Annotated in this window: 9 protein-coding genes; 5 read left to right on the top strand and 4 right to left on the bottom strand. The window is 72.7% G+C overall.

All coding sequences use genetic code 11. The features are described from left to right. Positions 1-125 precede the first annotated feature (125 nt). Positions 126-599, top strand: coding sequence for a cupin domain-containing protein (locus tag OU416_RS22585; protein WP_270929004.1), 474 nt, complete (start codon positions 126-128; stop codon positions 597-599). On the opposite strand, the gene OU416_RS22580 is transcribed toward OU416_RS22585, so the two are convergent. Continuing rightward, entirely contained in the window at positions 600-1913 is a 1314-nt protein-coding gene (locus OU416_RS22580; RefSeq protein ID WP_270929003.1) for a helix-turn-helix transcriptional regulator, read from the bottom strand. It abuts the gene before it with no gap. Between the two features lie 218 nt (positions 1914-2131). Here OU416_RS22580 and OU416_RS22575 point away from each other — a divergent pair, with 218 nt between their 5' ends. The 3 genes from OU416_RS22575 to OU416_RS22565 all read left to right on the top strand — a co-directional run bounded on the left by OU416_RS22575 (position 2132) and on the right by OU416_RS22565 (position 6159). Beyond that, positions 2132-4669 (top strand): helix-turn-helix transcriptional regulator, encoded by a 2538-nt coding sequence (locus OU416_RS22575; protein WP_270929002.1) that lies wholly within the window; start codon positions 2132-2134, stop codon positions 4667-4669. Between the two features lie 47 nt (positions 4670-4716). Continuing rightward, positions 4717-5610 carry an MBL fold metallo-hydrolase gene (locus OU416_RS22570; protein WP_270929001.1) on the top strand — a complete coding sequence of 298 codons (894 nt, stop codon included), beginning with the start codon at positions 4717-4719 and terminating at the stop codon, positions 5608-5610. A 138-nt stretch (positions 5611-5748) separates the two neighbouring features. Then, complete coding sequence (locus OU416_RS22565) at positions 5749-6159, top strand: MerR family transcriptional regulator (protein WP_372907278.1); 411 nt, start codon at positions 5749-5751, stop codon at positions 6157-6159. Between the two features lie 6 nt (positions 6160-6165). On the opposite strand, the gene OU416_RS22560 is transcribed toward OU416_RS22565, so the two are convergent. Together OU416_RS22560 and OU416_RS22555 are read right to left on the bottom strand one after the other, a co-directional pair. Continuing rightward, complete coding sequence (locus OU416_RS22560) at positions 6166-7092, bottom strand: NADP-dependent oxidoreductase (protein ID WP_270929000.1); 927 nt, start codon at positions 7090-7092, stop codon at positions 6166-6168. A 345-nt stretch (positions 7093-7437) separates the two neighbouring features. Beyond that, positions 7438-8970: an SDR family oxidoreductase gene (locus tag OU416_RS22555; RefSeq protein WP_270928999.1), complete on the bottom strand. Its 1533-nt coding sequence runs from the start codon at positions 8968-8970 to the stop codon at positions 7438-7440. A 71-nt stretch (positions 8971-9041) separates the two neighbouring features. On the opposite strand from OU416_RS22555, the gene OU416_RS22550 reads away from it, so the two are divergent. Beyond that, positions 9042-11726 (top strand): helix-turn-helix transcriptional regulator, encoded by a 2685-nt coding sequence (locus tag OU416_RS22550; RefSeq protein WP_270928998.1) that lies wholly within the window; start codon positions 9042-9044, stop codon positions 11724-11726. On the opposite strand, the gene OU416_RS22545 is transcribed toward OU416_RS22550, so the two are convergent. Beyond that, complete coding sequence (locus OU416_RS22545) at positions 11713-12120, bottom strand: MerR family transcriptional regulator (RefSeq protein WP_270928997.1); 408 nt, start codon at positions 12118-12120, stop codon at positions 11713-11715. The two genes, OU416_RS22550 and OU416_RS22545, sit on opposite strands and share 14 nt — an antisense overlap. Positions 12121-12178 lie beyond the last annotated feature (58 nt).

Raw genomic sequence — 12178 nt, 5'->3', positions numbered from 1 at the left:
GGGGCGAGCCGATCGGGAAGAGTTCCGGAGCACAAGAGGCAGCAGCCCACCGATGTGGTTCAGGCAGCCATACTCTCGCCGCATCCGGCGCGAAAACGCGTACACCACAACACGAAGGACGTCCGATGTCATCCGAGATCTCCCCCGTGCACGTTCCGTCCGACGGCGGCGAGGCCGTCCACCTCGTCGGCGACACGTACACGACGCTGCTGCGCTCGGAGCAGACCAACGGCGAGTTCTCGATGCTCGAAGCGATCGTCCCGGCCAACGCCGGGCCGCCGCCGCACGCCCACCACAACGAGTCGGAGACGTTCGTCCTGCTGGAGGGGCGGCTGGTCATCAACGCGGGCGACCAGGAGTACGAGGCGGGCCCGGGTGACGTCGTCTACATCCCCAAGGGCGTCCGGCACTCCTTCCGGAACCTCAGCCAGGACGAGCCCGCGCGCATGTACTTCATGTACACCCCGGCCGGGGTGGAAGGGCTGTTCACCGAGATCGGCACGCCCGGCGAGCGCGGAGCGGTGGGACCGCCGCTCAACGACGCGGACGTGGCAGCGATGGCCGCCGCCGCGGACAAGTACGGCTACAGCCTGGGTTGATCACGCCGCCGGGATGCCGAGCGACGCGCCGCGCCTGCGGTTCGCCGTCACCACCAGGCCCACGCGGGACCGGCATCCCGACTTGGCCAGCAGGCGGGTCACGTGGCTCTCCACGGTCTTCTCGCTCAGCCCGAGCACCGTGCCGATCTGCCGGTTGGTGCGCCCGGTGCTGATCAGCTCGACGATCCGCTCCTCGGTGGCGGACCAGCTCCGCGAGCGCCGGTGCTCGCCGACCGGCGCGGGCCGCGCGAACGAGACGACCATTGTGTCCACTTCGGACGGTGTCCGGGCCGCGTTCCGCCCGACCGGCAGCCGCCGCAGCGGGACGACGGCGGCGGTCAGCGCCGGGCAGGCGCAGTGCAGCTGCCCCCACGGATCCCCCACCAGCAGCCCGTTCGCGACCAGCCGGTCCACCATCCGCCCGCACTCGACGACGTCGCAGCCCAGATCCGCCGCGACCGACCGGAGATCGTCGACGTCCAGCCCGCCGTCGACCGCGGCGAGCAGGCGAGTGGCGAGCTCACCGAGGCCGCGGGCCCGGCGCAGCAGATCGTGGTCGCCGGGCAGCGCGATGGGCGAATCCGGGTCGGTCAGGGCGTGCAGGCCGTCGCCCGCTTCGACGAGCCGCCCCTGTTCGCGCAGCAGGTCCAGGGTGGCCAGAACCGTGCCGGGGTTGCCGTGCAGCTCGCCCAGCGCCGTGCGCAGGGCCCGGTGGGCGTCCGCGTCCAGTTCGGCCACCGCCGCGACGTCCTCGTCGGTCAGCGGTTCCAGGTCCAGCACTTCATCGGCCATCTCGAGCAGTTCCGCGGCCCTGGCGGGCTCGGCGTCCGCGCGCACCGACGCCACCAGCAGGCAGCCCGGGCGCCGCGCGGCGAGCAGCAGCGCCGCGGGATCGGCGATCCCCAGCACGTCGTCGACGAGCACCGCGGTCGGGCCGAGGCCGCCGATCCGGCCGAACACCCGGCCCAGCTCGGCCACCACCGCGGGAAACCCGGCCTCGGACCCGCACAACCGCACCAGCGCGCTGATCCCGTCTATCAGACCGGGATCGCCCAGCCGGTCGAAGTCGCGGCGCAGCGCCTCGACGACCACGTCGACGCCGTGCCGATCACGCCCGCCGACCCGGACATCGGCCACCCGGACGCCGTGGGAGCGCCAGCGGCGGCCCACTTCCTCCAGCAGCCGCGTCCGCCCGATCCCGGCGGAACCGCGCACGACCACCAGCCGGCCGCGCTGCGCCCCGGAGCGCAATGCCGACCGCAGCACCGCGAGCGCGCCGTCCCTGCCCTTGATCCGCAGCTGTTCGCGACCCATGCCGACCGTCCTCACCGTAGCCACCGCTTTCCCGAGAAGCGCTGAGCGGACGCTATCGCCGATTCCGCGCAGCACGTCGCCACGCCAAGGATCATGAATGACAGATTTTAGAACCTGGCAATGTTTTCGAATTCGCCAACACCCGTGAAAGAAAGTTTTAATGGTCTTGTCGCGGTTTCCGCACGAACTGCTCCGGCAGCGCTGGCAATACTGGAATCGTGCTCACTCCCGCATCCGCGATCCAGCCCGGCGAACTCGTCCTGCCGACCCTGCCGCAGGTCACCGCCCCCGCGACAGACCCGGCACGCACCTCTGCCCGAACGACCGGCCCGGGTGTCCGTTCGGTCGGCCGCGACGACGTCGTCGCCCGCGTGCTCGACGTCTGCGCCCGCCCGGCCGCGCCCGCGGTCGTGGTCACCGGGCCGACCGGAATGGGCCGCAGCGCGGTTCTGTCGCAGGTGCGGGAAAAGCTGGTCGAAGCCGGAATCGCGACCGCGGAAATCCGCATCCCCCGCGCGGAATCGGACCTGCCGGACCTGGTGACGAGGCTCTCCGACGGACTCGGCCTGCCGCTCGCCCGCGACGAATGCGCGCGCACCGCGTTGAGCCGGGTGGTGAGCACCCTGGCCGGGCGGCGCGACCGCCTGGTGGTCTTCCTCGACGACGTGCACCGGCTCGACGCCGATGCCCGCGCCGTTGCGACCTCCTCGATCAGCGCGCTCGCGGGCTCCCCGGTCACCTTCGTGTGCGCAGCCCGAGCGCTCGACGCCGATGCGGCTGCGCTGGTGCACGAGGAGCGCCTCCGCCCGCTGTCGGCGTCGGCGGTGGAGCAGCTGCTCACCGACCTGCTCCGGGCCAGGCCCGCGCCCGGCCTGGCGACGTCGATCCGCAATGCCTGCGCGGGAATTCCCGCGGTCGTGCGCGCCGCCGTCGAGGGCTACCAGCGGGCGGGCGGCCTGCGGATCGTCGACCAGCAGGCCCACCTGGTCCGCAGCGCGGCCGAACTCCCGGCCACCCACCCCGTCTTCGCCGACCTGGACCCGGCCTGGCACGTGGTCAAGGCGCTGGCGGTGCTGCATCCGCTGGGCAGCGCCGCCCCGGCGCTGATCGCCGAGGCCGTCGGCATCGAGGAGGAGGCGGTCGGGGAAGCGCTGCACGAGCTGCGCGAGGCAGGCGTGGTGCTGCCCGGACGACCGGCGGGCAGCTGGCGGTTCCGCGCACCCGTGCTCGCCGACCTGCTCACCGCCTGCCTCGGCCCGTTCGAAAGACAGCTGATCGCACAGCTCGCGGTGAACGCGCTCCGGGCGGGCACCGCGACCTGCCAGTCCCCCGACTACCTCCCGGAACGGCTCGTGGACGCGGGCACACCGGCGGACCGGGAACGCGCCGCGGCGGACCTGCTGTCGGCGGCGGCCCGCACCGGCAACGGCGAGCTCGCCGACCGCTGGCTGTGGACGGCGGCCAGGCTGCTCACCGACCCAGCCCGGCGCGCCGCGGCACTGCACCAGCACGCCGTGACGTGCGCGCGGCACCAGCGCTTCGGCTCCGCCCTCCAGTCCGCCGAGGTCGTGCTCCGCAACCTCGCCGACCAGCTCCCGCCGGATTCCTTGCAGGACCTGCAGATCATCCACGTGGTGGGCCTGGCGGGCAGCGGCGCCACGGCCACCTTGCAGGAGCTCGCGGAGCACGGCTGGCGGTCGATCCCGGGCGGTGAGGAGAACCGGACGGTCATCCGCGCTGCGGCGCTGCGCATGCTCAACCGCCGGCAGGACGACAACGCGCCGGAGGCTGCCTCCGAGGTGCTGCGGCGCACCCTCTCGCTCGCGGACTGGCTGGACGTTCCCGAACCCTCGACCGCGATCGGCGCCAGCTTCGCGGGCCGGTGGGACGAGGCCCTGGACCTCGCCCGAGCCGACCTCGCCGCGGCATCGGCCCACGTCCACGGCCCCGAGCGAACCGCGACGTACCGGGAGATGGCGGGAATCCTCACCGCCCGCGGCCAGCTGAACCGCGCGCGCACGGTCCTCGACGACGCCCGCCGCCAGCACCTCCTGCTGCCGCACCTGCTGGCGGTCCCGGAGGCGGAGCTCGAAACGACGCTCGGCGCGACCCAGCGGGCGAAGGCGCTCATCGAGGACGGGCTCCGCTTCGCGACCGAGAACGGGATCACCGCGGGCACCGGCGAACTGTGGCTGCGGCTGGCCGAATTCGAGTCGCAGACCGGAACCGCGGCCGCGGCGCGGGAGTGCGCCAAGCGGGTCCAGGAGCTCGCGGAACAGCTGGGCACCACCGGCGCACGGCTCAACGCGCTGCTCGCGCGGCTGCTGCTCCAGCCGGATCCGCGCACCGCGGCGGAGGCCATCGAGCTCGCCGAGGCCCGCAACCGCCCGTTCGAACTCGCCACCACCCTCGCCGCGGTCGCCGAATCCGTTGCCGGGAAGCAGAAGCTCGCCCACGCGGCGTACGAGATGTTCGGCGAGCTGGACGCGCTGATCCCGCGCGCACGACTGCGCAAGCTGATGCGAGCCCGGAACATGACGGTGCCCGGCCGCAGCGCGACCGTGGCCGAGAACGAGCGCCTGCTGGCCGCCCTGATCACCGAAGGCCTGACCAACTCCCAGCTGGCCACCGTCCTGGGCACCAGCGAGAAGAGCGTGGAAGGCCGCCTGACCAGGTTCTTCAGCAAGACCGGCTACCGCTCCCGGACGGAACTCGCAGCAGCGATGCTCAACGGCACGGCGAACCCGACGGCATGAGCCGGACGTGTTGGACGCAGGACGCTGATCGAAAGGACACTCGCCCCATGGCTTCCGAATCGCTCTTCCGCGAACCGATCGTCGAGCCCGGCAACGCCCGCGAACTGGCGCCCGACCTGCTCGTGATCCCCGACCGCGGCGTCGAGCTCGTGCCCAACATCGGCATCATCGGCGGCAGCCACTCGGTGCTGGTCGTCGACACGGGGATGGGACCGCGCAACGCCGAGAAGGTCCTCGCCTTCGCCGCCGAGTACGCCGAGGGCCGCAGGCTGTACCTGACGACGACGCACTTCCACCCCGAGCACGCGTTCGGCGCCCAGGTCTTCGCCGGTGTTGCGACCTACCTCGCCAACAGCGCGCAGGCCGCGGACCTCGCGCACAAGGGGCCGGGCTACCTGGAGATGTTCCGCGGCTTCGGCGGCCCGGTCGAGCGCGAACTGGAGGGCGTCGAGCTGGTCGCGCCGGACGAGATCTACCCCGACGCCCGGGATCTCGACCTGGGCGGCCGGATCGTGCAGCTGCGAGCCACCGGGCGCGCGCACAGCAAGGGCGACCAGGTGGTGACGGTTCCCGACGCCGGCGTCCTGTTCGCCGGCGACCTGGTCGAAGCGGGCCAGTTCTCGATCTTCCCGTGGTTCCCGCCGCACGACACCGACGTCTCCGGCCTCCGCTGGATCGAGGTGATGCACCGCCTGATCGACACCGCCCCGGCCCTGGTCGTCCCCGGCCACGGCGAAACCTCCGGCCCCCAGGTGCTCACCGACGTCCGCGACTACCTGGAGCTCCTCCGCGACGAGACCTGGGCCCGCCGGGACTCGGCGGTCGGCGAGGAGACCATCGCCGCCGAGGTCGAAGCCCTGATGCTCGAACGACACCCGGACTGGACGGGCCAGGAGTGGATCGAGAAGGGAGTGGCCTGCCTCTGCGCCGAACACGCCTGACTCCTCGCATGTTCCACAATGGATTGATCTGGTCGCGCCGAACGCCGCGTGCACCGGAATCCGGCTTTCTCCGCGTTCTGCGCTTCGGGGCTAAGGTGGTGGGGTGCGATACCTGTCAGCGCGCGAGGCGGGCGCTTCATGACCACCACGTCGCTCGCCCCGACCATGCGGATCGGTGAACTGGCCCGGCAGACCGGGGTCAGCGCCCGCTCGCTGCGGTACTACGAGCAGCAGGGCCTGGTGCACAGCACGCGGTCCGCGGGTGGGCAGCGGCTCTACGCGGCGACGGAGGTCGCGCGGGTCGAGATCATCCGGCGGTTGTTCGACGCCGGGCTGAGCAGCAAGGTGATCGCCCGGGTGCTGCCCTGCGTGGACAGCGGCACCGCGGACGTCACCGAGGATGCCTTCACCACGATGGTCGGCGAACGCGACCGGCTGACCGCCGACATCGCCCGGCTCGTCGAGACCCGGGACGCCCTCGACGAGCTGATCGCGGCGAACGTCCGGCACCAGATCGGCCTGCGCCGGGGTGATCGCGGCGCGGGCTGAGCGCGGTCAGCGGCTCATGTCGATGACGATCTTTCCGGTGGCGTGGCGGGATTCGACGAGCGCCAGCGCCTCCTGCGCCCGCGCGAGCGGGTAGGTCTGCGCGATGTGCGGATCGAGGCGCCCGGTGGTCATCAGCTCGGCGACGCGTTCGAGGCTCGCCCGGTCGAGGCGGCGGTGGACCGGCGCGCCGCCGAGCTCGGTCACCGACGGGTCCCCGACGGAGACGAGCGCGTCCGGCTTCGCCCCCAGCGGGGCGATGCCGCGCAGGGACTCGCCGCCGACGGTGTCGACGACTGCGTCGAAGCCGTCCGGGGCGTGCGCGCGGAGGCGGTCCGCGACGTCGCCGGTGGTGTAGTCGACGAAGGTCGCGCCGGTCGTCGTCGCGAGCTCCCGCTTGGCCGTGCTGCCCGTGCCGACCACGACCAGGCCCCGGTCCCGCGCGAGCTGGGCCAGCGCGATGCCGACGCCACCGCCGATCCCGTTCACCAGCAGCGACGCACCAGCGGGCAGGTCGAGCTGGTCGAGCACGTCCAGCGCGGTGGTGCCCGCGACGGGGATGGTCGCCGCCCAGGTCTCCGGCAGGGCGTCGGGGATGCGGGCGGTGGACTCGCCGAGCAGCAGAGTCGTCGCCGCGTACGTGCCCGCACCGGTCAGCGCGAACCCGGTGACCCGGTCGCCGACGGCCAGGCCGGTCACCTCGTCACCGACCGCGAGCACCGCTCCGGCTGCTTCCATCCCCATCACCTGGGGAAAGGGCACGTGACCGTTCAGCTCGCGGACGTGCCCGGACCGCAGCAGGTGATCGAGCGGGTTCACCCCCGCGGCCGCGACGCGGATGAGGACCTCGGCGGGACCGGGCGAGGGATCCGGCCGCTCGAAGAACTCCTGGACGTCGGCAGCGCCGAAGGTCCGGTACCCCAATGCTCTTCCCATCGCGGAGGCCTCCTTCACCGTCCTCCACCGGCGGTCGGCTCGAGGACGGTGCGACGCTATTCCATGACATTGATGTCAGGTTCCACTCCGTGTGACCCAGACGACAAGGGCAGCAAAGGGGGGAAGGCCCGCAGCTCCAGCAAGATCTCACCGCTCGCGCAGTTCAAGGGCGACCGCGTCGCCGCAGCGAGGATCGCGCCGAGCACGCGGAGAGCGCGAGCAGCAGGAGCACAGGGCGCCGTTCCGCTCTCCTGCCGGTGATCGTCGCGACGCTCCGCACGGTGCTTCATTCCGCACCAATCCGGCGGGCAGCACGGCAACATCACCTCATCGGCAGCACCGCTGTCAGCCGCGGGTGAGGCCCCGGTAGGGGACGAAGCGCTGGAAGCCGAGGCCGGTGAGGCCCGGGGTGCTCTCGATCAGCCGGGGCACGAAGTCGTCGGCGCCGAGCATGCCGTCCACCACCGCCTGGTGCGCGGCTTCGTCGGCGAACTCCGCGTAGTTGACGACGCTGGTGCCCTCGACGCCGACGTGGAAGTGGTTCGAGGACATCCCGCCGACCGCGCCTTCGGGCAGTTCGCCCGCCTGCCAGGACAGCAGCTCGTCCACGAAGGCCCGTCCGGTCTCCGCGGTGTCGGTGCGGAAGGACACCACGACCACGCAACCCGGGCGGTGGGAAGCACCGTCGACCCTGCTGCGGTACAACCGGTAGTCGGTGACGCCGTTGCGGCGGATGCCGGGAACCTCGTCGTCGATGCGCTCGACGCGCTCCGGCCGATCGGCTTCGCGGAACGCGGCCACCGCCGCCTCGTCCGTCCACTGCGAGTAGTGCAGGACCGTTGCACCGTCCGCGCCGAGGAGAACGCTGTGCCGCAGCAGTCCGGGCGGCCACGTTCCCTCCGCCCACGCTTCCAGCACCGCGTCGGCCGCCGCGCGCTGGTGCTGCGGGGCGTCCAGCGTCCAGGTGCTCATCAGCACCACACCCGCGTCCGGGGCACCGACCTCGGGCAGCGGGTCGGTGAACTCGGCCGCGCGCCAGCGCAGCCAGTCGCGGAAGGTGCGGGCCGGCCGCCCGGTGATCTCCCGCACCGCGTCGGTGACCGGCTGCGGGGTGCCCAGCGATGCCCGGAAGTTCTCGCGGAACGCCCGCGCGGCCTCGTCGTCGAAGCCCGTGGCCAGCAGCCGCTGCTGCCACTGCTCGTCGGAGAGCTCGGCCCACCGCAGCTCCGCCCCCGTCTCCTCGCCGATCAGCCGGACCCGCTCGACCGGGCTCAGCAGTTCCGGCCCGGTCAGCTCGTACGCGGCGCCCGCGTGCCCGTCCTCGGTCAGCGCGCGGACCGCGACGGCGGCGATGTCCCGCTCGTCGATCATGGTGACCGGGTGATCGCCGAACGCACCGCGCACGACGTCTCCCGCGCGGGCGGATTCCGCCCACTCCAGCGCGTTCGCGGCGAACGCCCACGGCCGCAGGAAGGTCCACCGGACCCCCGCGCGCTCGATCGCCAGCTCGATCTCCCGGTGCGCCCGGCCGATCGGTTCCTCCTGCTCGGCGAGCTCGTCGCGGACCGCGGCGGAGGACAGGAACACGATCCGGTCGACGTGCTCGGCGAGCAGGTCCACCAGCTCGCGGGCCGCACCCGTGTCGTCGAGGCGCGGCCAGACCAGGAAGGCCGAGCGCACTCCCGCCAGGTGCGGGCGCAGGGACTCCGGGTCCGCGTGGTCGCCCTGGACGACCTGCGCGCCGCTCGGCAGCCGCGCGGCCGCGGGGTTGCGGGTCAGGGCCCGGACCGGTGTCCCGGCCGTCACCAGTTCCCGCACGACCTGCCGCCCCACATTGCCCGTCGCTCCGATGACCAGCACCGCGTCTCGCTCGTTCATGGAGGTCACGCTAGGGATCCGGCCGCGGGCTCGGCATCCGTCAGGTGACTGGTGCGGGCTAGGGTGGCGGAATGCTTCACGGCCGGGACGAAGAGCTGGCCGCGGTCGACAGGTTGCTCGTCGGTGCCCGCTCCGGGCGCAGCGGTGTTCTCGTGGTCCGCGGTGAGGCCGGGATCGGCAAGTCGGCGCTGCTGGAGCACGCGGCGGCCGGTGCAGCCGGTATGCGCGTGCTGCGCGGGGTCGGGATCGAGTCCGAGGCGCCTCTCCCGTTCGCCGGGTTGCACCTGCTGCTCACCGGCCTGACCGACCGCATCGGCGAACTGCCCGAGCCGCAGGCCGCGGCACTGCGGTCGGCGTTGTCGCTCGCTCCTCCGCAGGGCAACGACCGGTTCCTCGTCGGAGCGGCGCTGCTGACGCTGCTCTCCGAACTGGCCGAGGAACAGCCCCTCCTGTGCATCGTCGACGACGCGCACTGGCTGGACCACGCCTCGAACGACGCGCTCCTGTTCGCCGCGCGGCGGCTGGAGGCCGAGCCCATCGCGCTGCTGTTCGCGGCTCGCGACCTGCACGCGCCGCCGTTCCCCGCGCACGGCGTGGCCGAACTGCGGTTGGCGCCGCTGCCCGCAGCTGCTGCCCAGCGGTTGCTCGACGAGCACGCCGGTGATCTCCCCCGCCACGTTCAGGCGCGAACAGCCGAGGACGCGCGCGGCAATCCGCTCGCGCTGCACGAGTACTCCGCCGCGCAGCGCGCGGGCAGGTCGACCGCGCAGCCGACACCGCTGCCGACGCACAGCCGGATCCAGCAGGCCTTCGCCGCCCGGATCGAGGAGTTACCGGCCGCCACCCGGACGTTGCTGCTGATCACGGCCGCGGAAGGCACCGGCGAACCGGATGCGGTGTTCGAGGCCGCGCGGAAGTTCGACGCCGGTGTCGCGGATCTGGCCGCCGCCGAGCACCAGCGACTGGTGCGCCACGTCGACGGCAGGCTGGACTTCCGGCACCCGCTGATCCGGTCGGCGGTCTACCAGTCGGCCACGCTGGGCGAGAAGCTGGCCGTGCACGCCGAACTCGCCGAGGTCTTCGGGCGGCGGCACAACATCTGCCAGCGCGCCTGGCACCTGGCGGCGGCGACCACCGGGCCGGACGAGTCGGTGGCGGCCGCACTGGTCGAGGCCGCTGAAGCCGACCGCTCGCTCGGCGGCTACGCCTCGGTCGCGGCGGCCTACGAGCGGGCCGCAGCGCTGAGCCCGAACCCGGAGGATCGCGGCACCCGGCTTCTCGCCGCCGCGCAGGCGGCGTACGAAGCAGGGCAGAACGAACGCGTGAGCGCCCTGGCGGGCGAGGCCGCGGTGCACCTGACGGACGTGAAGTCGTTGGCCGAGTGCCAAATCCTGCACGCAACGCTCGCCGACGAGGGAGGCCGACCGCTGGAAGCGCACCGGATCCTCGTCCACGAGGCGGCCACCGTCGCCGAGCACGACGACCGCGCCGCGAGCCGGATGCGGTTCTTCGCGGTCGAAACCGCCTGGACGGCAGCGGATTTCGACGCCGTGGCGCGGATCCGGGCGCTCGGGGACGACGAAGCCGGTCTGCTGGCCAGAGCGGCGATCGGCCTGAACTCAGCGCTCCCCGGCGACCTCGCGGACGGCGTATCGGCACTGCGCGAGCTGATCGGCGCAGGAGTTCCGTGCGGCAAGGTCGCCTGGTGGCACCTGCTCCTCGGCGATCACCGAGCCGCCCACGACTGGGCTCGGACCGCCGAGCGGGAGGCCCGCTCCCGAGGCGCGGCCGGCTCGCTGGTCCACGTGCTCGGCGTGCTCGCCCGCACCCAGCTCCACCAGGGACAACGGCACGATGCGCTGGCCAGCGGCACGGAAGCGCTGCGCATCGCCGAGGACATCGGCCAGCGGCAGGCGGTCGCCCACGCGTCGGCCGGGCTCGCCCACATCGCCGCGATGGACGGCGACGAGCGGCGCTGTGCGGATCTGGCCGCCGAAGCACGGCGACCGGGAGCGGGGCACAGCTACGTGCGCGCGGCCTGCGCCCTCGGTCTGCTCGACCTCGGCCTCGGCAGGCACGAGGCGGTCTGGGACCGGTTGAGCGCCCTGGTCGACGGCGCGAACCGGATGGACGCGCTGTCGGCGGTGCCCGACCTGGCCGAAGCGGCTGCACGGCTGGGCAAGCAGGTGCACGAGCCCGTGCAGCGCTACCTGCGCTGGGCCGAGCTCGTCGAGCAGCCGTGGGCGCGTGGGATCGCGCAGCGCTGCCTTGCCCTGCTGGGACCGGCCGACGAGTCCGAACACCGCTACGCGGAAGCGGTGCGCCTCGGACGGCAGGCGGGCGGGCGACCGTTCGAGCTCGCGCGCACCGAGCTGCTGTACGGCGAATGGCTGCGCAGGCGGCGGCGCCGGGTCGATGCCCGCCCGCTGCTGCGAACGGCCGCCGAGGAGTTCGAACGGCTAGGTGCCGGACCGTGGGCTCAGCGGGCGCGAGCCGAGCTGCGCGCCACCGGTGAGACGCAGCCGGCTCGGACACCGGACCTGCTGGGCGCGTTGACGCCTCAGGAACTGCAAGTCGTGCGGCTGGCCTCGAAAGGGCTGAGCAACCGGGACATCGGCGCGCAACTGTTCCTCAGCCCGCGAACCGTCGGCCACCACCTCTACAAGGCGTACCCGAAGCTCGGCATCACATCCCGCAACGAACTGGCCGGCGTGCTCCAGAACCGACTGCCGGACCCGCCCGTCAAGCGGCGCTGACGTCGGCGAGCGCGGCGACCTGGGCCCGGAACTCCGGGCACTCGTCCAGCCCGTTCTGGACCGGGCACTCCAAGAGGTGGCGCAGGTACTCGTGGCCTGCGTTCAGCCGCGCCACCTGCTCCTCGATCGCGGCCATCCGGCCGGTGACCGTGTCCCGCCAGTCGTGCTCGCCGTCGTGGCCCGCCAGCACGGTCGCGATCTCGTCGAGGCTCATCAGCCCGGTGCCCTGCCACAGCTTGATCAGCGCGAGGCGGTAGAGCTGATCGGTGTCGAAGTGGCGCCGTCCCGAACGGCGGTGGGGCGTGATCAGCCCACGGCGTTCCCAGTAGTGCAACGTCGAGATCGGCACCTCGAAGCGGGCCACGACTTCACCGATCGAGAGCAGTCCGTCCATGGTTCCATTCGACCCAACTCGAACCGGAAAAGCAAGGTTAGGCTATGCAAAGTTCAGC

It is taken from the genome of Saccharopolyspora indica (assembly GCF_027853965.1).
Classification (GTDB): domain Bacteria; phylum Actinomycetota; class Actinomycetes; order Mycobacteriales; family Pseudonocardiaceae; genus Saccharopolyspora; species Saccharopolyspora indica.
Note: the sequence above shows the minus strand (reverse complement) of the source record. Positions and strands in the feature narration are given on the sequence as shown.

Coding starts and splice junctions, on each gene's coding strand:
- OU416_RS22570 (WP_270929001.1), top strand. CDS start 4,717: ATGGCTTCCGAATCGCTCTTCCGCGAACCGATCGTCGAGCCCGGCAAC.
- OU416_RS22585 (WP_270929004.1), top strand. CDS start 126: ATGTCATCCGAGATCTCCCCCGTGCACGTTCCGTCCGACGGCGGCGAG.
- OU416_RS22580 (WP_270929003.1), bottom strand. CDS start 1,913: ATGGGTCGCGAACAGCTGCGGATCAAGGGCAGGGACGGCGCGCTCGCG.
- OU416_RS22560 (WP_270929000.1), bottom strand. CDS start 7,092: ATGGGAAGAGCATTGGGGTACCGGACCTTCGGCGCTGCCGACGTCCAG.
- OU416_RS22550 (WP_270928998.1), top strand. CDS start 9,042: ATGCTTCACGGCCGGGACGAAGAGCTGGCCGCGGTCGACAGGTTGCTC.
- OU416_RS22545 (WP_270928997.1), bottom strand. CDS start 12,120: ATGGACGGACTGCTCTCGATCGGTGAAGTCGTGGCCCGCTTCGAGGTG.
- OU416_RS22565 (WP_372907278.1), top strand. CDS start 5,749: ATGACCACCACGTCGCTCGCCCCGACCATGCGGATCGGTGAACTGGCC.
- OU416_RS22555 (WP_270928999.1), bottom strand. CDS start 8,970: ATGAACGAGCGAGACGCGGTGCTGGTCATCGGAGCGACGGGCAATGTG.